We start from the raw sequence: 20198 nt of genomic DNA, 5'->3' as shown, positions 1-20198 counted from the left end.
CGAGCATAAGGTTGCCTTAAGGCAATTGGCGGTAAAGTTTATCGGGCGGTGACTGCATCGCCCGTTTGCATTTGAATCAAATACTCTGGAGAAACCCAATGTCTGACGGCTGGAATATCGCTGTGCTCGGTGCCACTGGCGCAGTAGGTGAAGCGTTGCTGGAATTGCTACAGGAACGCCAGTTCCCGGTGGGTGAACTCTTTCCTTTAGCCAGCGAGCGCAGTGCTGGCGCTACGGTGCGTTTCAACGGCAAATCCTTGCTGGTGGAAAACGTAGAAGAATTCGACTGGTCGCAGGCGCAACTGGCGTTTTTTGTTGCCGGTAGCGAAGCTGCGGCCCGTTACGCTGATGATGCGGGCAATATGGGCTGCCTGGTGATCGACACCAGCGGCCATTTTGCACTTGAGCCGGACGTGCCGTTAGTGGTGCCAGGTGTTAACCCTCAGGTGCTGGCGGATTACCGCAACCGCAATATCGTCGCGGTGGCCGACAGTATGGTGAGCCAACTGTTGACGGCGATTAAACCGCTGACTGAACAGGCCGGGCTTTCCCGTCTGCACGTCACCACGCTGATGTCGGTTTCGGCTCGCGGCAAGGTCGCGGTGGACGATCTGGCAGGCCAGAGCGCGCGTCTGCTGAACGGCATTCCCGCAGAACCAGGCGTGTTCGCCAAGCAGTTGGCGTTTAACCTGCTGCCATTGATGACCGATGAGCAGGGCAGCGTGCGTGAAGAGCGTCTGATCGTCGATCAGGTGCGTAAGGTGTTGCAGGATGAAGGGCTGCCGATTTCGGTAAGCTGCGTTCAGTCGCCGGTTTTCTATGGCCATGCGCAAGTGGTACATCTGGAAGCGCTGCGTCCAATCGCGGCAGAGGAAGCTCGCCACGAGCTGGAGCAGGCTGAAGATATTCAACTGAGCGAAGAAGACGATTATCCGACTCAGGTTACCGAAGCTTCCGGCAGCGATATGCTGAGCATTGGCTGTCTGCGCAATGATTACGGTATCCCCGAGATGCTGCAGTTCTGGTCGGTGGCCGATAACGTGCGCTTTGGCGGCGCGTTGATGGCGATCGAAACCGCTGAACGGCTGTTGCAGGAGCAGATGTACTGATGTCCGAGGTGGAGTTGCCAACCCAGCCAATGCTGAAAATTGCGCTGGGGATTGAGTATGACGGCAGCCGTTATTACGGCTGGCAGCGTCAGCAAGAAGTTACCAGCGTCCAGGCATGCCTGGAAAAAGCGTTAAGCAAGGTGGCGGATGCGCCGATCGGCGTATTCTGCGCCGGGCGCACCGATGCTGGGGTGCACGCTACCGGGCAGGTGGTGCATTTCGAAACCGCCGCACAGCGTAAAGACGCCGCCTGGACGATGGGGGTGAACAGCCATTTGCCGCCAGATATCGCGGTACGCTGGGTGAAAGAGGTCAGCAGCGATTTTCATGCTCGCTTTAGCGCCACCGCGCGGCGTTATCGCTACATTATTTATAATCACCGCTATCGCCCGGCGGTCTTGCAGCAGGGGGTGACGCACTTTTATCATCCGCTGGACGCCGATCGCATGCATCGTGCCGCGCAGGCCCTGCTGGGGGAAAACGACTTTACCTCATTCCGGGCGGTGCAATGCCAGTCACGTACGCCGTGGCGAAACGTAAAACACGTTAAGGTTTCGCGCTATGGCGAATATATCGTGGTAGATATAAAGGCCAACGCCTTTGTCCATCATATGGTGCGCAACATTGTTGGCAGCCTGATGGAGATTGGCTGTGGCAATCAGGATGAGAACTGGATGGGCGAGCTGTTGGCGCTCAAAGATCGCAGCCTGGCGGCCGCTACCGCACGGGCTGAAGGCCTGTATCTGGTCGCGGTTGATTATCCAGAGTCGTTTGCCTTGCCCCGGCCGCCGATGGGGCCGTTGTTTTTAGCTGACGATTAACTGGCAGGCTGGCAGATTAATGCGTTATTTATTGGTGCCAACGCTGGGTGAGAGAGACACCCGGTCAATTGAGAGAGTTTATGGACATCATCAAGTTTCTGATTGATTTTATTTTGCATATTGATGTGCACCTGGCCGAACTGGTCGCGCAATACGGTATGTGGGTTTACGCCATTCTGTTCCTGATCCTGTTTTGTGAAACCGGGCTGGTGGTTACGCCATTCCTGCCGGGGGATTCTCTGCTGTTTGTCGCCGGTGCGCTGGCCGCGTTGCCTTCCAACGATCTCAACGTGCATACCATGGTGGCGTTGATGGTGATTGCAGCGGTGATTGGCGATGCCGTCAACTACACTATTGGTCGGCTGTTCGGCGAAAAGCTGTTCAGCAACCCGAACTCGAAAATTTTCCGTCGTAGCTATCTGGACAAAACCCACCAGTTCTACGAGAAACACGGCGGAAAAACCATTATTCTGGCGCGATTTGTGCCGATCGTGCGCACCTTTGCGCCGTTCGTGGCCGGTATGGGGCATATGTCCTATCGCCACTTTGCTGCCTATAACGTGATTGGTGCGCTACTTTGGGTGCTGCTGTTCACTTATGCTGGCTACCTGTTTGGCGACTTGCCGATCGTGCAGGAAAACTTGAAGTTGTTGATTGTTGGCATCATCCTGGTTTCAATTCTGCCGGGCATTATTGAAATCTGGCGCCATAAACGCGCGGCTGCCCGCCAACAAAAACAGTAAAAACACCGCTTAACCCGTCGGTTCGACCAGTTTTTTGTCCACACAATCGGGCCGATATGGTTTAATGAGCGACATTTATGGTCTGTTCCCGCGAACGACCCTGAAGCCAATGCCTTGGTAGCGCGCCAGTTGCGCTTAGCTCGGCATTTTTGCATGGGGTGTGTTACGGGAGGATTGTTAAGGCATGAACAGCGGACGGGTGTCTGCCAGGTTCAAACAGAAAGGTCATCGATGAGCTGGATTGAACGAATTCTCAACAAAAGCAATGTTACGCAAACCCGTAAGGTGAGCATTCCTGAAGGGGTCTGGACCAAATGCGATAGCTGTGGTCAGGTCCTTTACCGTGCTGAACTGGAGCGTAACCTTGAGGTCTGCCCCAAGTGTGACCACCACATGCGCATGTCAGCCCGTATGCGTCTGCATACCTTGCTGGATGAAGGCAGTGAAGTGGAACTGGGCAGCGAACTGGAGCCGAAAGACGTTCTGAAGTTCAAGGATTCCAAAAAGTACAAAGACCGTCTGGTTGCCGCACAGAAAGCAACCGGCGAGAAAGACGCGCTGGTGGTGATGAAGGGCACGCTGTATGGCATGCCGATCGTTGCGGCCTCCTTCGAATTCGCCTTTATCGGCGGTTCGATGTCTTCCGTGGTTGGTGCACGCTTTGTGCGTGCGGTTGAACAGGCGTTGGAAGATAACTGCCCGCTGGTGTGCTTCTCTGCCAGTGGCGGTGCGCGTATGCAGGAAGCGCTGATGTCGCTGATGCAGATGGCGAAAACCAGCGCCGCGTTGGCCAAGCTGCAAGAGCGTGGCCTGCCGTATATTTCGGTACTGACCGATCCGACCATGGGTGGCGTATCCGCCAGCCTGGCGATGCTGGGCGATATCAACATTGCCGAGCCAAAAGCGCTGATCGGCTTTGCCGGGCCACGGGTTATCGAACAAACCGTACGTGAAAAACTGCCGCCGGGCTTCCAGCGCAGTGAGTTCCTGATTGAAAAGGGCGCCATCGACATGATCGTGCGCCGTCCGGTGATGCGTCAGACCCTGGCCAGCATTCTGTCCAAGCTGACCAACCAGCCGCAGCCGCATTTCGATGAGGCCGCGCCGGTCATCGCTCAGGAAAATCAGGCCGACGCCTGAGGAGCAGACAAAGACCCGGTATAGGTGCAAGCCTGCGCCGGGTTCTGCCGCCATTTTGTGGCTAAGTTGCGGCGGGAAACGAAGAGCATCGCTTTTGACATCGTCAGGGCGATGCGTCTTACGGATTTATGAACCCAAAGTCAGTGATGGGACTCATGCAAAACCACCAAATTCCCCAAGCCACGTCGCCATTGAGCTCGTGGCTTTACTATCTGGAACGTCTGCATAGCCAGGCGATCGAACTCGGCCTGGAGCGTGTGCAACACGTTGCGGCGCACCTTGACCTTCTCACTCCTGCTCCTACGGTATTTACCGTTGCCGGTACTAACGGCAAAGGCACCACCTGCCGCACGTTAGAGGCCATTTTGCTGGCTGCCGGGCTTCGGGTCGGGGTTTACAGTTCACCGCATCTGGTGCGTTATACCGAACGGGTGCGCATACAGGGTGAAGAGCTGAGTGAAGCTGAACACTGCCGCTCTTTTGCCGCGATTGAGGCTGGCAGGGGGGAAACCTCGCTGACCTATTTCGAATTTGGCACCCTGTCGGCATTACAGCTGTTTAAACAGGCTAAGCTTGACGTGGTGATCCTGGAAGTGGGGCTGGGCGGGCGTCTGGACGCGACCAATATCGTTGAGCCAAGCGTCGCCGTGGTGACCAGCATTGCCTTGGATCACACCGACTGGCTAGGCCACGATCGTGAAAGCATTGGCCGCGAGAAGGCGGGGATATTCCGTGGCGGCAAGCCTGCCGTGGTCGGTGAACCGGATATGCCGCATAGCATCCAGCAGGTAGCGGAAGATCTCAACGCTCAACTGTATCGCCGTGATGATGCCTGGTCGTTCAGCGAACAGGGTGAACGCTGGCAATGGGAAGGGGGCGGCACACGTCTGACCGAGCTCCCTATGCCTAATGTCCCCTTGGCGAATGCGGCAACGGCATTGGCTGCGCTGCACTATTCGGCGCTGGAAATCGACGAAAAAGCGATTTTTGCCGGTCTACAACAGGCCGCTTTGCCAGGGCGTTTTCAGACCGTGCAGCAGAACCCGCAACTGATCCTGGACGTTGCCCACAACCCTCATGCAGCGTCCTATCTGGCTGGGCGGCTGGCGAAACTCCCCCGCAATGGCGGAGTAGTACGCGCGGTGGTGGGGATGCTGTCGGACAAAGACATTGCCGGTACGCTGGCCTGCCTGAGTGAACAGGTGGACGAGTGGTATTGTGCACCGCTGGAAGGCCCGCGCGGAGCCAGCGTTGAGCTGCTGGCACAGTATTTAACGGAACCACGCAAATTTGCCGATGTCGAAACTGCCTGGCGTCAGGCTATGCAGGACGCAGATATTCAGGATATTGTGATCGTCTGTGGGTCTTTCCACACTGTTGCCCACGTGATGGCGGCGTTAGACGAGAGGCGGGGAGTGTGAGTGGCAAGTAAATTTCAGAATCGACTGGTTGGAACCGTGATTTTGGTTGCCCTGGGGGTGATTGTCCTGCCGGGGCTGCTTGACGGCAAAAAGAAGCATTATGAGGATGAGTTTGCGGCGATCCCGTTAGTGCCCAAACCGGGGGATGCTCATGAAATCGACGTGATCCCACCGGCCAATCAGGCGCTACCTTCGGTTCCACCGGAGGGGGCTGGCGCTTTGGTTGAGCAGCAGCAGGCCGCCGCCGAGGCTTCCGCCCAGCAGGCGGCTAATCAAACGACTCAACAGCAGCAGCCTGCGGTTGTTGCTCCGCCGCCCATCGAAACCAAACCGGTTCAGCCAACTAAACCTAAACCGGTAGAGGTGAAGCCGGTGGAAGTGAAACCTAAGCCAGTGCCAACACCGCCAAAGGTAGAGCCAAAGCCGGAAGTGAAACCAGAGCCAAAGCCTGAAACCAAACCTGCGGTTGAAGAAAAGGCACCGGTTGGTCAGGCCTATGTGGTGCAGCTGGGGGCGTTGAAAAATGCTGCCAAGGTCAATGAGATCGTCGCTTCGCTGCGCCTGTCTGGGCACCGGGCTTATACCGTGCCATCCACGCCGGTGCAGGGTGAGATCACCCGCATCTACGTTGGCCCAGATGCCTCGAAGCAGAAGCTGCAGGCTTCGCTGGCGGAGCTGAATGGGATCAGTGGGCTGAGCGGGCAGGTGAAGGCGTATAGCGCACGTTGATCCATTGGGGCTGTCATATGTATGCCCCTCACCCCGACCCTCTCCCACAGGGAGAGGGGGCGTTCCCTCAAGCATTGTGCGTAGAGGGGGAGGGGTTCTAATATTCTTGCTCACTTAATCCAAGGTTCGGGTAAGTTGGAATTGTGTCACAGCAGCTCACAGCGATTTGGACGATCCGCCTCCCTGTTGGAGAAGGTACGGGGAAGTTGGAATTGTGTCACAACCGCTAACCGCGACTCGGACGATCCCCTCTCCCTGTGGGAGAGGGTTAGGGTGAGGGGCCAGTGCTCAAGGAGGAGGATTGCCAAATCACCATAAAAAATGTGCCTTTCAGGGGCCGGATATCCTATGTAGGCGCGGCGATTGGCAATTTTAACATCGCCGTTTTTTATTTGTTACGTGGTGGGAAATCCGCTACGCAAACGTTTTCTTTTTCTGTTAGAATTCGCCGCGATTGGATGCAGGGGCGATTCATCATTGGAATAGTTCATGGTCTGGATTGATTACGTCATTTTAGCGTTGATTGGATTTTCGGCTCTGGTGAGCCTGATCCGAGGTTTTGTTCGCGAAGCATTGTCACTTGTGACATGGGGATGTGCGTTCTTTGTTGCCAGCCATTTCTACCCATACCTTGCAGCCTACTTCACCCGTTTTGAAGATGAGCTGGTACGTAACGGCATTGCGATTGCCATTTTGTTTATCGCAACGCTGATTGTGGGCGCTATCGTTAACTATGTGATTGGGTCACTGGTAGAGAAAACCGGATTATCGGGCACCGATCGGGTGCTGGGCGTGTGTTTCGGCGCACTGCGCGGCGTGTTGATCGTGGCGGCGATACTGTTCTTCCTGGATACCTTTACCACCCTGTCGCAGAGTGCGGACTGGAAACAGTCACAGTTGATCCCCCAGTTCAGTTACATCATCAGATGGTTCTTTGACTATCTGCAAAGCACGTCGAGTTTCTTACCAACCCAATTACCGGGGCGGTAGCGGCTTAGAGGAAAAGACAACATGTGCGGTATTGTCGGTATCGCCGGTTTTATGCCGGTAAACCAGTCGATTTATGATGCATTGATGGTGCTCCAGCATCGTGGACAGGATGCCGCTGGCATCGTCACTATTGATGCCCATAATGGGTTCCGCCTGCGCAAGGCAAATGGTCTGGTGAAAGATGTATTTGAAGCCCGGCATATGCTGCGCCTGCAGGGCAACATGGGCATTGGCCATGTGCGTTACCCAACGGCTGGCAGCTCCAGCGCTTCAGAAGCTCAACCTTTCTATGTCAACTCGCCGTTCGGCATTACGCTGGCACACAACGGCAACCTGACCAACGCCCACGAACTGCGCCAACAGCTGTTTGAACGTGGCCGCCGTCATGTCAACACCACTTCCGATTCCGAGATCCTGCTGAACGTGCTGGCCACCGAGCTTGACCGTTTCCCGCATTATCCATTGGAGTCCGACAACATATTTACCGCCGTTGCCGCGATGCATCAGCAACTGCGTGGCGCTTACGCCTGCGTAGCCATGATTATCGGCCACGGTCTGGTGGCGTTCCGCGATCCCAACGGCATTCGCCCGCTGGTGATCGGCAAACGTGAGCTGGAAGATGGCCGCTGTGAGTACATGGTAGCCTCTGAGAGCGTGGCGCTGGATACCTTGGGCTTCGACTTCCTGCGCGACGTAGCGCCGGGCGAAGCGGTGTATATCACCGAAAAAGGCCAGTTGTTCACTCGCCAGTGCGCGGAGAACCCAAAAACCAATCCATGCCTGTTCGAGTATGTCTACTTTGCCCGTCCTGACTCCTTTATGGACAAGATCTCCGTCTACAGCGCCCGCGTGCGTATGGGGCAGAAATTGGGTGAGAAGATTGCGCGCGAATGGGAAGATCTGGATATTGACGTGGTGATCCCGATCCCGGAAACCTCTTGCGATATCGCGCTGGAGATTGCCCGTATTCTGGATAAGCCGTATCGCCAGGGCTTCGTCAAGAATCGCTATGTTGGCCGCACCTTCATCATGCCGGGCCAGCAGGCTCGCCGTAAGTCGGTACGCCGCAAGCTGAACGCCAATCGTGCCGAATTCCGCGATAAGAACGTGCTGTTGGTTGATGACTCCATCGTCCGTGGTACCACTTCAGAGCAGATCGTGGAGATGGCGCGTGACGCCGGGGCCAAACGGGTTTATCTGGCTTCTGCCGCACCGGAGATCCGCTTCCCTAACGTGTACGGCATCGATATGCCGAGCGCGACGGAGCTGATTGCCCATGGGCGTGAAGTAGACGAAATCCGCCAGATTATTGGTGCCGACGGCCTGATTTTCCAGGATCTGGATGACCTGATCGCCGCAGTGCGCGAAGAGAACCCGGATATCGCCCAGTTTGAATGCTCGGTGTTTAACGGCATCTACGTGACCAAAGACGTTGACCAGAGCTATCTGGAATATCTGGAAACGCTGCGTAATGACGATGCCAAAGCGTTGCGCGGCCAGACGGAAGCCGAAAATCTGGAAATGCATAACGAGGGCTAACGCCCACGTGCCTCACCAAAACGGTGCACCGTAGCGTTGGTTATGGTGCATTGTTTTATTCCCACCTTGAATCTACGAAGGTTTGCTGCCAAACCTGCCCCTATTCGGCTATCCTTACGGCATATTTCCCGACAAAGGCCAGCTTGATGAAAAGACTCATTATCGGTATTTCCGGCGCCAGCGGCGCTATCTACGGCGTGCGCTTACTACAGGTACTACGTGGTGTAGAAGAGGTGGAAACCCACCTGGTAATGAGCAACGCGGCACGCCAGACGCTGGCGTTGGAAACCTCTCTGAGCCTGCGTGACGTTCAGGCTTTGGCCGATGTAGTGCACGATTCGCGTGATATTGCCGCCAGCATTTCCTCCGGCTCGTTCAAAACCATGGGGATGGTGATTTTGCCATGCTCAATCAAAACGCTATCTGGCATCGTCAACAGTTACAGCGATGGGCTGCTGACTCGGGCCGCCGATGTGGTCCTCAAAGAGCGTCGGCCACTGGTGCTCTGCGTGCGCGAAACGCCGTTGCACCTGGGCCATCTGCGGCTGATGACTCAGGCGGCGGAGATGGGGGCGGTGATTATGCCGCCGGTACCGGCCTTCTACCATCGTCCGCAGACCGTTGATGATATTATCGATCAGACCGTTAATCGGGTTATCGACCAGTTTGACATTGAACTGCCGCAAGATCTCTTCACGCGTTGGCAAGGCGTCAATTAACTATTTCACCCTCAAATTTATACATTTGTGCAACATCGCACTGATTTAGTGCGATTGATGCATCATAATGATCCTGCTTCCCCATGCACTCTGTTTCAGTAACTTGTAGGTTTTCCATGGCGAAGCCCGAGTTTGCCGTTCATTTTGTTGTTCGTTGCCTCTGGGAAGAGCTTTGAACAGAGCGTGGCCGTTCCCCGCGCTCGCTAATGACAAAGTGGCATGATTACTGCAGATCCTGTGTGTGATGAAAGTAATGCCCGTAGTGGCATCGGCAAAAATATCCATTTGAGGGTAATTATGAAAAAGCTTGTTAAAGTTCTCCCTTTAGTTTTGGCTTTGAGCGCGGTTAGCAGTGCATTCGCCGCATTACCTTCCACGCTGAAAATCGGCACCGATCCTACCTATGCGCCGTTTGAATCGAAAAATGCGCAGGGGCAACTGGTTGGCTTCGATATCGATCTGGCCACCGAGCTGTGCAAACGCATAAATACCAAGTGTATCTTTGTGGAAAGCGATTTTGATGCGCTGATCCCCTCCCTGAAAGCGAAGAAAATCGACGCGATCATCTCTTCTCTGTCCATTACCGAAAAACGCCAGCAGGAAATTGCTTTCACCGACAAGCTGTTTGCGGCCAACTCACGGCTGATCGCACCAAAAGGCTCCAAGATCCTGCCAACCGTCGATGCGCTGAAGGGCAAAAGCATCGGCGTATTGCAGGGGACCACCCAGGAAGCTTTTGCTAACGCCAACTGGCAGCCAAAAGGCGTGACCGTGGTGCCTTACCAGAACCAGGATCTGGTGTATGCGGATCTGGCTTCCGGGCGTATTGACGCCGCGTTTCAAGATGAAGTCGCCGCGAGCGAAGGCTTCCTGAAGCAGCCTCCAGGCAAGGAGTATGAGTTTGCCGGTGAGTCGGTGAAGGACGATAAATTCTTTGGTGTCGGCACCGGTATGGGCCTGCGCAAGGATGAAACCGAGCTGAAAGCGGCACTGGACAAAGCCTTCGCCGAAATGCGCAAAGACGGCACCTACGATAAGTTCGCGAAAAAATACTTCGACTTTGACGTTTACGGCGGCTAATTCCTGTCGGGTACTCTCTATGACAACAGGCCCGGTTTTCCGGGCCTGTTCTGGCTGGAGTGTCATGACGTGCTCAATGACGACAGGGTGACGTAAATGCTACAAGGTTACTCCCAACTGATATTTGAGGGGGCTCTGGTGACGCTGGAGCTGGCCCTCAGTTCCGTATTGCTGGCGGTGGTGATTGGTTTGATCGGCGCTGGCGGTAAACTTTCGCAAAACCCTGTTATTTCCACGATCTTTGGTGCCTATACCACCTTGATCCGTGGCGTGCCGGACCTGGTGTTGATGCTGTTGATCTTCTACGGTCTGCAAATTGCCCTTAACCATGTGACGGAGTTTATTGGCTTCTCGCAGATTGATATCGATCCCTTGGGGGCGGGCATCATTACCCTGGGCTTTATCTACGGAGCCTATTTTACCGAAACCTTCCGGGGAGCCTACCTGGCGGTGCCTCGTGGTCAGATCGAGGCGGCTACCGCCTTCGGTTTTTCCAACGGGCAGATTTTCCGCCGCATTCTGTTTCCGGCCATGATGCGCTTTGCGTTACCCGGCATCGGCAACAACTGGCAGGTGATCCTCAAGGCGACGGCCTTGGTATCCATTCTTGGACTCAACGATCTGGTAAAGGCCACGCAGCTGGCAGGAAAGGGCACCTATCAGCCTTTCTTCTACGCCATTGTCGCAGGCTTGGTGTATCTGTTGTTCACCACGATTTCCAACGGCGTGTTGCTGTGGCTTGAGCGGCGTTATTCACTGGGCGTCAAAAGGGCCGAACTATGATCGATATCCTGCATCAGTATTGGCAGCAACTGCTGTGGACCGATGGCTATCGTTATACCGGCGTGGCGGTGACCCTGTGGTTGCTGATCTCTTCGGTGGTCATGGGCGGGCTGCTGGCCATCCCGATGGCGGTAGCTCGGGTATCTTCCATCCGCTGGGTACGCTACCCGGTGTGGCTGTATACCTATGTTTTCCGCGGTACGCCGCTGTACGTACAACTGTTGGTGTTTTATTCCGGTATGTACAGCCTGGAAATCGTGCGGGGTACTGAGCTGCTCAATGCGTTTTTCCGCAGCGGGATGAACTGCACCATATTGGCGCTAACGCTGAATACCTGTGCCTATACCACAGAGATTTTCGCCGGAGCCATTCGTTCGGTGCCGCATGGGGAAATTGAAGCGGCCAGGGCCTATGGGTTTTCCAGCTTTAAACTGTATCGCTGCATTATTTTGCCTTCGGCGCTGCGTTCGGCACTACCGGCGTACAGCAATGAAGTGATTCTGATGCTGCACTCGACCGCACTGGCCTTTACCGCCACGGTGCCGGACCTGTTGAAGGTGGCCCGCGATATCAACGCGGCGACCTACCAGCCGTTTTATGCCTTTGGCATTGCGGCCGTGCTGTATCTGATTATCTCCTATACGTTGATCAGCCTGTTCCGCAGGGCAGAAAAACGCTGGATGGCACACGTAACTCATCGATGAATGACGGGGATCCACCATGCCTGAACAAAAATTAGCCGTCACCGAACTGCACAAGCGTTATGGTGACCATGAAGTACTGAAAGGGGTCTCCCTGGCGGCCAATGCGGGCGATGTGATTAGCATTATCGGTTCTTCCGGCTCCGGTAAAAGTACCTTTCTGCGTTGCATCAACTTCCTGGAAAAGCCCAGCGAAGGCTCCATCAGCCTGAATAATGAAAATATTCGCATGGTGCGCGACAAGGATGGTCAGCTCAGAGTCTTTGACAAGAAACAGCTGCAGTTGCTGCGTACCCGCCTGACCATGGTGTTCCAGCATTTCAACCTGTGGAGCCACATGACGGTGTTGGAGAATGTGATGGAAGCTCCAATCCAGGTATTGGGGCTGAGCAAGGCCGAGGCGCGTGAACGGGCGGTGCGCTATCTGGATAAGGTCGGCATTGACGCGCGGGCGCAAATCAAATACCCGGTGCACCTCTCCGGTGGGCAACAGCAACGTGTTTCCATTGCCCGGGCGTTGGCAATGGAACCGGAAGTGCTGTTGTTCGATGAACCGACTTCGGCGCTGGATCCTGAACTGGTGGGCGAAGTGCTGCGCATTATGCAGAAATTGGCGGAAGAGGGGAAAACCATGGTGGTAGTGACGCACGAAATGGAATTTGCGCGCCATGTCTCCAGCCACGTCATTTTCCTGCATCAGGGGGTGATTGAAGAGCAGGGGCCACCTGCGGAGTTGTTTGGTAACCCTAAGAGCCCGCGTTTGCAGCAGTTTCTTTCAGGAGCGCTGAAGTAGATATTTTTCCTCTCACCGTCTCCCGCAGGGAGACGGTGAGAGGGCATCAAGCCTGTTGATTGATCACATCATCCAGCGCTTGTTCCAGTTCAAAGAAACGGAAAACAAATCCCGCCTCTTCCAACCGCCTCGGCACTGCCCGTTGCCCCCCTAATACCAACACCGCCGCTTCCCCCATCAGTAACCGCATGGCAAAGGCTGGCGCACGCAAAAATGCTGGACGATCCAGCACCTTGGCCAGGGTGGCGGTGAACTGTTCATTATGCACCGGATAAGGTGCCACCATATTGAATGGCCCACGCAGCGCAGGATTGTCCAACAGGTAAATGATGGCATTGACCATGTCGTCGATATGGATCCAGGGCAGATACTGGCGGCCATTGCCGATCGGCCCGCCTAACCCCATACGGAATGGCGGTAGCATCTTCGCCAGCGCTCCCCCTTTGGGCGACAAGACAACGCCGGTACGTAGCAGGCAAACGCGCGTGTAGCTACTTTGCGCCCGAAGGGCCAGAGCCTCCCAGCGTTGGCACAGCTGGTGGGTAAATTCATCGTGCGGAGGTTCTTCTTCCGTTACCACCGCCTGGCCCTGATCGCCGTAATAGCCGACCGCCGAGCCGGAAATCAGTACCGAAGGTGGCGTATTGCTGGCGGTGATGAGCGTGGCTAGTCGTTCGGTTAAATCCCAACGGCTGTGGCATAGCAGTTCTTTCTGTGCCTTGCTCCAGCGTTTGTCGGCAATGGGTTCACCCGCCAGGTTGATCACGGCATCAAAGCCGTCCAGACAGCGTTGTTCATCAAGCGAAGCCCAGTAGCTGGGCCGATCGCCGAACTTATCCCGTGCCTTGGCGACGTTGCGCGTCAACAGGGTGATCTCATGCGAAAGGTGCAGCAGTTGCCTGGTCAGGCTACTGCCGATCAACCCAGTCGCGCCGGTAATCAGGATCTTCATGGTCGGCCTCCCTGGTAGGGTGAGTGCTAAGCGGTTTCCCGTCGGTAACTCATGGTCATGGAAACCGAGTCGGCATAACGTAGGGCCAGCAATTTATCTATCTCTACTTCAGCATAGGTTACCCATGGATGTTGTTTCACTATGTCGAGCACATCCTGAGTTAATTTTTCCAGTAGCGCGAAGCGGTTGTCTTCGATATGGCGAATGATCGCCTTGGTGATGGTGCGATAGTTGAGGGCGTCGCTAATGTCTTCGCTGTTACGCGCCTTGTCTGCCGGGTAGTGGATCGCTACGTTGATCAGAACGTCCTGACGGTTGTTGATTTCTTCTTCCTTGATACCGATGAAGGTGCGTAACCGCAGGTTTTTAATACGGATAATGGCATCGGGTTGCTGGCATGGCATCAGAGATTCTCCGGAGGTCTGATTGTTTGTACTCAGAATACACGGAAAGTGAAGAAAAGATAATGTAGCCAGACGCTTAAAGAGAGCAACGCGGGGGAGATCACACCGGTTTCCCCTCTCCGATGTGTACACGATGCAAGAGAGGGGGGAGGGCCGCGTTAGGCTTGATCTGCCAATTTATAGGCGCGTTCCGTGGCCGGGCGGTTGCGGATGCGTTCGAACCAGTTACGCACCGCCGGATAATCCGCCAGATCGATGCGCTGGCGTGGATGCGACACTACCCAGGGATAAGTCGCAATATCGGCAATGCTGTAGTTATCGCCGCCCAGGTAAGGGTGCCGTTGCAACTCGGTTTCCAGTACGCCATACAGGCGTTTGGTTTCCTGCTGGTAGCGTTCTATCGCGTAGGGGACAGGTTGCGGTGCATAGTGATTGAAGTGATGATTTTGCCCAAGCATCGGCCCAAACCCGGCGACCTGCCAAAATAACCACTGTAGCGTTGCTGCCCGCTCGCGAACCCCTTTGCTGAGCAGTTTGCCGGTTTTCTCCGCCAGATAGAGCAGGATCTCGCCTGACTCAAACAGGCTGATGGGTGCCCCACCGTCAACGGGTTGTTGATCAACGATGGCCGGGATTTTGTTGTTGGGAGAAATGGCCAGAAACGCTGGTGTGAATTGATCACCAGCACTGATATTTACGCGATGGATACGATAAGGTAAACCAACCTCCTCCAAAAGCAGGGTAATTTTGTGCCCATTGGGAGTCGGTGCGTAATACAGATCAATCATATGATAATACTCCTTATAAAACATCAAGATAAGATGAGCATAGATCGGTTGGTTCGCTTGAGACTATGCGAACATCCGCATGGGCTTTATCGGCGGCCCTGTTGCGGATGCAGAGGGTACTGTTACAGCTTATATGATAGCGTGATGTTCGATCCAGGCTTTGGTCATGCGGAGTATCGCAGATGGGGGGAGGGCACCTGAAGGGCCAACAATAATGGGCAAAATGTCCTCCCATTTGTGAAAGAAGAAAAGCCCTACTACTCTAACTGATATCCCGTTGGAGTAATCCTCCGTGACATTAAAACCTCTAGTTGTGTGGGTTAATGTTACCTTTCAACTGTTATTGCCGTTGAGCCTTTCCTTTGCCCCAGTAATAGCAAAAATGCTTGCCCCAGCTCCTCTAACCAAGCCTGTTACGCTGTATGAAACCGAGCCATATACCTTGTCAGCAGGTGAAACCGTCTATAGCGTTGCCCAAAAACAGCGTATTACGTTGGATGAGCTAAAAAAGGTTAATCAGTTTCGCTCATTTTCAAAACCGTTCAATCAACTGGGGAGCGGCGATGAAATTGATATCCCGACCGCAGCATCATTACGCTTGAAAAACCAGCAAGCAGAAGCTTCCCCAGCGGTACCCCCTCCTCAACATAATGAGAGGCTGGCACATGGCCTGTTAAAGGGGACCACACTGTTAGCCGATGATAACACTCCGTTGGCAGCGGCTGGCATGGCGCGTTCGATGGTGGTGGGTGAAATCAATGATTCGGCACAACATTGGCTGAGTTCGTATGGCACGGCGCGCGTTCAACTTAATCTTAATGATGACTTCAGCCTGGAAGGGAGCTCGGTAGATCTTCTGGTGCCGCTTTATGATGATAGGAAATCGCTTTTATTCAGCCAGTTAGGGATGAGAAACCAAGACAGCCGCAATACCGTCAATCTCGGGGCAGGCGTTCGGACGGTGCAAGATAATTGGATGTATGGGGTTAATGCCTTTTATGATCGTGACATGACGGGTAAGAACGACCGTGTCGGTTTTGGGGTTGAAGCCTGGACGGATTACCTCAAGCTGTCGGCTAACAGCTATCTGGCTCTCACCGATTGGCATCAATCCCGGGATTTTGCCGATTACAATGAGCGCCCTGCCAACGGCTATGATCTGCGGGCAGAGGCTTATTTGCCCGCTTACCCTCAGTTGGGCGGAAAGTTGATGTTTGAGCAGTACCGGGGGGACGAAGTGGCATTGTTTGGCAAAGATGACCGGCAGAAAAATCCCTATGCGATCACCGCGGGGATCACCTATACGCCGATCCCCCTGATCACTATCGGAGCAGAGCACCGTGCAGGTAAAGGTAGCCGTAACGATAGCAGCATCAGTATGCAACTGAACTACCGTCTGGGGGAATCATGGCAGGCGCAAATTGATCCCTCTGCGGTGGCAGCAAGCCGTACTCTGGCCGGTAGCCGTTATGATCTGGTGGAGCGTAATAACCAGATTGTGCTGGAGTACCAGAAACAGACGTTAATCCAATTGGCATTGCCGGATCAAATGACCGGCAGTGCCTTTGAAACCATCAAAGTGGATGCGCAGGTAACGGCGAAATATGGGCTTGAACGCATCGATTGGGATAGCACATCGTTAGTGGCAGCCGGAGGGAGGGTAATACAAACGTCTTCACAAAGCATTTCGCTAAAGTTACCCCCTTTTATGGCTGGCAATAATAATTACACGTTAGCTGCCGTGGCTTATGATAATCAGGGCAATGCTTCAAACCGCAGTACCACGCAGATCGTTGTTACCCAACAAAATGTCAGCATAGTCAATTCCAGCATTCAGGCTTCCCCGGACGAAATACCTGCTGATGGCGTTGCCAAAAGCGTGATTACCTTGAATTTAAAAGACCTTAACAATTTTCCGGTTCGGGGAATGGGGGACCAACTGACTGCGGATTTGCGTTTTACACCGAATACGGGGGCAACCCAGCCTATCAGTAACCCGCTGTTGAGTACCGTTACCGAGACCGCACCGGGGGTCTACACCTATCAGTTAACGGCAGGGTTCTCTCAGGGAGAAGCTATTATTGCTCCAACCCTTAATGATATCTCTCTGGCTTCAGCTAAAGTTAATTTAATCGCGAGTAGTCAGGAACTGAGCCCGGAAAACTCCCTTTTTAGCGTAGAGCCGGCAGAAATTATTGCTGATGGTTTACAGACCAGTACGTTGGAGTTTACCGCTCAGGATATCAATCACCAGCCGATTAATGGGTTAACGGTGGCCTTTGAGGTTACGGGCATTCCCGAAGTTACTCTGAGCGCGGTAACGGAAAATAACGGCGTGTACAGCGCCAAACTGAGTGGAACAGCCGCAGGCACGGTAACCGTAGTTCCTACAGTAAATGGTGCCGCCGTGGAGATGAAGTCACACGACGTGGTGCTCACCGCCGATCGCAGCGCTGCCACCATTGAGCTGAGGGTGATTAGCGATCATGCATACGCTAATGGCGTTGATGTTAATAAGGTTGAAGCAAGGGTAACCGATAGCCATGGCAATCCTATCGATGCTACCGCAGTGGAGTTTGAGGTAGACAATGGTGCGACGGTGCTGTCCCCTATGGCCAGAACAGATAATGAGGGGCTGGTGACGGTGGAGCTAGCCAATGTTAATGCCGGAGTTGTTACGGTTACCGCCTCTATTGGTGACTACCAGGTGAGTACAGAGCTCTCTTTTGTGCCAGAAACACCCGTCAAATTGTTGATATACAGCAACGGCACCGAGCTGGCTGGGCATCCTGTCGTTGGGGATAACCTCCTGGCCGTTGCAATGTGTTCAATTGCCTTGTGTAACGGAATACCAATGAATTATCAGTGGGAAGTGGAGTCATCTGCGGGTTCGGGGGTCTTTGTCACTATTCCTGGTGCAACCTCAGAAACATTGACGGTGACAGCAAACCTACAGAAACGGGCTATTCGAGTGGTATCGCATTAACACCGGGGTTTTATCATTCTTCCAGGCAGGTCTGGAAGGTGATTCAAACATTGATTTTGAGTACAGCAGAGGAAAGAAAACAATGAACAACAAAATTGGCTCATGCAGAGGGCTGGTTCCTCTGCTATCGGGAATGTTGCTCAGTATACTGATAGTCGGTTCTGCCTGGTCGGCGGTGACCTCCAGCCCGACTTCCACCGTAAGAGGGCGGGCCCCGGTAGTGACGCAGAGCACCATCGTTTCTGACAATGCCAGTGGCAACGGCTTGATCGATATCGGCGATACCTTGAGTATCGGTACCGCAGGGGCGTTCAGCGATGCGGATGGTGATGCGGCGATACCGGAAACCTACCAATGGCAGGCTGATGGTGCAGATATTGCAGGGGCTACCGGCAACACCTACACCATTGTTGCCGGAGACTTGGGCAAAGCCATTACCGTGTTAGTGACTCCGCACACCGACCCGGCCATTACCGATCCTGCGGTGGGTTTAGTGGTTCCTTCCAATACCTTGACCGTTATTGCTGGTGGGACAGTCACCGGTGTGACGGTTACCGGTGAAGTAGGTGGCTATCCACAGGTTGATTCTACTCTGACTGCGACAGCAACCTGTGCGGGGGGGACCTGTACTGGCCTGACCTACCAGTGGCAGCTTGAAACTGGCCAGGGAACAAATACGTACAGCAACATAAGTGGGGCAACCAGCAGCACCTATACTCCAGTGCGGACAGACCAGAGGCTGAGAGTCCAGGTTGTTGTCAGCAACCCTGCGGCTCAGTAATCAAGAGTCAGCCCAGGCATGCTTAAGGTGTGCCTGGGTCAGTTGGTTTAACCAATCAGTATGATGGATACGCTGGATGTTGCATCGCAATAATATCTTTAAGGTTTTTGTATTCAGGATATTACTGGTTCTGATCGTCTTGATGAGCCAGGTGGTGCAGGCTGTCCAGCAATCTACCCAGCCAGTTCACGGGCGAGCACCGACCACCACGCTCTCGGTAGACAACGCCAAGCCGCGGGCCGGGGAGGTCATTACCGTGACATCGTCCTTCAATGATGTGGATGGCGATACGGAACAGGGAACGACCTACCAGTGGATGTTGGACGGTGCTGCCATTAATGGGGCAACCAGCCCGAGTTATACTCTGGAGCTCAGCGACATCCTGGCGGGCAGTGAGTTGAACGTGATCGTAACCCCTCAAACCAACCCCGATATTACCATTCCAAGTGAAGGGCTGCCGGTTCAGCTAGCTAGCCCTATCAATATCAAGTGGCAGCGGATGCTTTCCAGCCTGGTATGGGCCGAGTCTCCCCTGGGGGCGGTTGCCGATGGGCTGGCGGTGAACACCGTACATGCTACCGTTCAGTATCTGGACGGTACACCTGTTGTGGGCGCAACGGTGCTTTTTGATGCCGATAATATGGGCGCGATTTCGGCCAGTGCGCAAACTGGAATTGGGGGCGAGGCAACGGCTTATGTGACGAATGTGATCGCCGGTACCACTCAGGTAACGGCCAGGATTGATGATGATGTTCAGTCGGTCAATACGCTGTTTGTTGCTGGCCCTGTGGAGGTTGTGCATGCGGAAGTCACCCAGGACAATGCGCTGGCCAATGGCATCGACGATAATAATGTGCTGGTCTATGTCGAAGACCGCCATGGCAACAGTATTGAGGGTGAAACGGTAAACTTCACCGCGACCAATGGCGTAACGCTGCTGGCGACCAGTGGTGTGACGGACAGCAACGGTGAGGTAAAAATAGCCCTGACCAGTGACACTGCCGTCAATAGTGATGTCACCGCCACTGCCGCCAATGGTGTTTCAGCTACCGTCAACGTTGCGTTTTTTGCTGATGTGCAGATGACGCATATCTTGGCCAACGGCGCCTCTTTCTCGGCGGATGATGGCTTCCCGAAAACAGGCTTTACCGGTGCGGAATTTCAGTTGGTGGTTGGCGAGGATCCTGCCGGGAACAGTTCCTATAGCTGGAGTAGCGACCAGAGTTGGGCCAGTGTGGATGGCAGCGGTAATGTGAGATTTAATCAAGAACCTACATCGGCTAATAATCGGGTCACCATTACGGCCGAACATACAGGCAATGGCTCAACGTTAACCTATCAATTTACCGTCAACCGCTGGTTCAGAAATAATAACTATTTCCTTATGGATGTCAGTGAGGCTGCAGCGTGGTGCAGTTCCCAAGGGGGCGGCTACGCGGTGCCGAGCTATAGTGAGATGACAGACCGAACCCCGATAGCCCAGACCGGGGCCAACCGGGATGCCAATGCCAGATTATGGAATGAATGGGGCAGCATGAGCCGATACTCTAGCGGTTGGTTTGCGGGTAACTACTGGGGGAGGGAACTTACCTCTGCCGGTAACGAACGGCATTATGTTTACCTGGGGAACGGTAATTTATTCAGTTTCCCGTTAGACGGCGTAACCTATGTGACTTGCTCAACCTCTCTATAGGCGAATGTGGCAAAGGCAGCAGGACC

At 54.2% G+C, this 20198-nt stretch carries 19 protein-coding genes; 16 read left to right on the top strand and 3 right to left on the bottom strand.

Annotated elements, in window-relative coordinates; genetic code table 11:
• Window positions 1–98: 98 nt before the first annotated feature.
• The 13 genes from KGP17_RS18580 (at window position 99) to hisP (ending at window position 12568) form a co-directional block, all read left to right on the top strand.
• Complete coding sequence (locus KGP17_RS18580) at window positions 99–1109, top strand: aspartate-semialdehyde dehydrogenase (RefSeq protein ID WP_024485602.1); 1011 nt, start codon at window positions 99–101, stop codon at window positions 1107–1109.
• The gene (truA, locus tag KGP17_RS18575) at window positions 1109–1930 is read left to right on the top strand and encodes a tRNA pseudouridine(38-40) synthase TruA (protein WP_021178578.1); all 822 of its coding nucleotides are present in this window, start codon (window positions 1109–1111) and stop codon (window positions 1928–1930) included. Before KGP17_RS18580 ends, truA begins: the two co-directional genes overlap by 1 nt.
• A gap of 80 nt (window positions 1931–2010) precedes the next feature.
• Window positions 2011–2673 (top strand): DedA family protein, encoded by a 663-nt coding sequence (locus tag KGP17_RS18570; protein ID WP_021178577.1) that lies wholly within the window; start codon window positions 2011–2013, stop codon window positions 2671–2673.
• Between the two features lie 231 nt (window positions 2674–2904).
• Complete coding sequence (gene accD, locus KGP17_RS18565; RefSeq protein WP_021178576.1) at window positions 2905–3813, top strand: acetyl-CoA carboxylase, carboxyltransferase subunit beta; 909 nt, start codon at window positions 2905–2907, stop codon at window positions 3811–3813.
• Between the two features lie 155 nt (window positions 3814–3968).
• Window positions 3969–5234, top strand: coding sequence for a bifunctional tetrahydrofolate synthase/dihydrofolate synthase (gene folC / locus KGP17_RS18560; protein ID WP_059201333.1), 1266 nt, complete (start codon window positions 3969–3971; stop codon window positions 5232–5234).
• Window positions 5235–5963, top strand: coding sequence for a cell division protein DedD (gene dedD, locus KGP17_RS18555; RefSeq protein ID WP_223498131.1), 729 nt, complete (start codon window positions 5235–5237; stop codon window positions 5961–5963).
• A 489-nt stretch (window positions 5964–6452) separates the two neighbouring features.
• On the top strand, window positions 6453–6953 hold the full coding sequence (cvpA, locus tag KGP17_RS18550; RefSeq protein ID WP_021178573.1) for a colicin V production protein: 501 nt from the start codon (window positions 6453–6455) through the stop codon (window positions 6951–6953).
• A 21-nt stretch (window positions 6954–6974) separates the two neighbouring features.
• Window positions 6975–8492, top strand: a complete 1518-nt coding sequence (gene purF, locus KGP17_RS18545) for an amidophosphoribosyltransferase (RefSeq protein ID WP_021178572.1) — start codon at window positions 6975–6977, stop codon at window positions 8490–8492.
• 146 nt (window positions 8493–8638) lie between these two features.
• Window positions 8639–9211: a UbiX family flavin prenyltransferase gene (locus tag KGP17_RS18540; protein ID WP_021178571.1), complete on the top strand. Its 573-nt coding sequence runs from the start codon at window positions 8639–8641 to the stop codon at window positions 9209–9211.
• A 297-nt stretch (window positions 9212–9508) separates the two neighbouring features.
• Entirely contained in the window at window positions 9509–10291 is a 783-nt protein-coding gene (gene hisJ, locus KGP17_RS18535) for a histidine ABC transporter substrate-binding protein HisJ (protein WP_024485210.1), read from the top strand.
• Between the two features lie 96 nt (window positions 10292–10387).
• Window positions 10388–11074: a histidine ABC transporter permease HisQ gene (locus tag KGP17_RS18530; protein ID WP_021178569.1), complete on the top strand. Its 687-nt coding sequence runs from the start codon at window positions 10388–10390 to the stop codon at window positions 11072–11074.
• On the top strand, window positions 11071–11778 hold the full coding sequence (locus KGP17_RS18525; RefSeq protein ID WP_021806023.1) for an ABC transporter permease: 708 nt from the start codon (window positions 11071–11073) through the stop codon (window positions 11776–11778). Before KGP17_RS18530 ends, KGP17_RS18525 begins: the two co-directional genes overlap by 4 nt.
• A 16-nt stretch (window positions 11779–11794) precedes the next feature.
• Window positions 11795–12568 (top strand): histidine ABC transporter ATP-binding protein HisP, encoded by a 774-nt coding sequence (gene hisP, locus KGP17_RS18520; RefSeq protein WP_021178567.1) that lies wholly within the window; start codon window positions 11795–11797, stop codon window positions 12566–12568.
• Window positions 12569–12614: 46 nt separating this feature from the next.
• On the opposite strand, the gene KGP17_RS18515 is transcribed toward hisP, so the two are convergent.
• From KGP17_RS18515 to yfcG, 3 genes are all read right to left on the bottom strand, one after another.
• A complete protein-coding gene (locus tag KGP17_RS18515) occupies window positions 12615–13520 on the bottom strand; it encodes a TIGR01777 family oxidoreductase (protein ID WP_223498130.1) in 906 nt (301 codons plus the stop codon).
• A 26-nt stretch (window positions 13521–13546) separates the two neighbouring features.
• A complete protein-coding gene (gene folX / locus KGP17_RS18510) occupies window positions 13547–13924 on the bottom strand; it encodes a dihydroneopterin triphosphate 2'-epimerase (protein WP_021178565.1) in 378 nt (125 codons plus the stop codon).
• Window positions 13925–14082: 158 nt separating this feature from the next.
• Window positions 14083–14712, bottom strand: coding sequence for a GSH-dependent disulfide bond oxidoreductase (gene yfcG / locus KGP17_RS18505; protein WP_021806021.1), 630 nt, complete (start codon window positions 14710–14712; stop codon window positions 14083–14085).
• A gap of 292 nt (window positions 14713–15004) precedes the next feature.
• Between yfcG and KGP17_RS18500 the strand changes: the two genes are divergently transcribed.
• The 3 genes from KGP17_RS18500 (at window position 15005) to KGP17_RS18490 (ending at window position 20172) form a co-directional block, all read left to right on the top strand.
• Window positions 15005–17698, top strand: a complete 2694-nt coding sequence (locus tag KGP17_RS18500; protein ID WP_223498129.1) for a ZirU family protein — start codon at window positions 15005–15007, stop codon at window positions 17696–17698.
• 82 nt (window positions 17699–17780) lie between these two features.
• Window positions 17781–18479: a ZirU family protein gene (locus tag KGP17_RS18495; RefSeq protein WP_223498128.1), complete on the top strand. Its 699-nt coding sequence runs from the start codon at window positions 17781–17783 to the stop codon at window positions 18477–18479.
• 76 nt (window positions 18480–18555) lie between these two features.
• Window positions 18556–20172 carry an Ig-like domain-containing protein gene (locus KGP17_RS18490; RefSeq protein ID WP_223498127.1) on the top strand — a complete coding sequence of 539 codons (1617 nt, stop codon included), beginning with the start codon at window positions 18556–18558 and terminating at the stop codon, window positions 20170–20172.
• Window positions 20173–20198: the final 26 nt, after the last annotated feature.

It is taken from the genome of Serratia sp. JSRIV001 (assembly GCF_019968745.1).
In the GTDB taxonomy this organism is placed as follows: domain Bacteria; phylum Pseudomonadota; class Gammaproteobacteria; order Enterobacterales; family Enterobacteriaceae; genus Chania; species Chania fonticola_B.
This window is presented reverse-complemented; position numbering and strand designations above follow the sequence as displayed.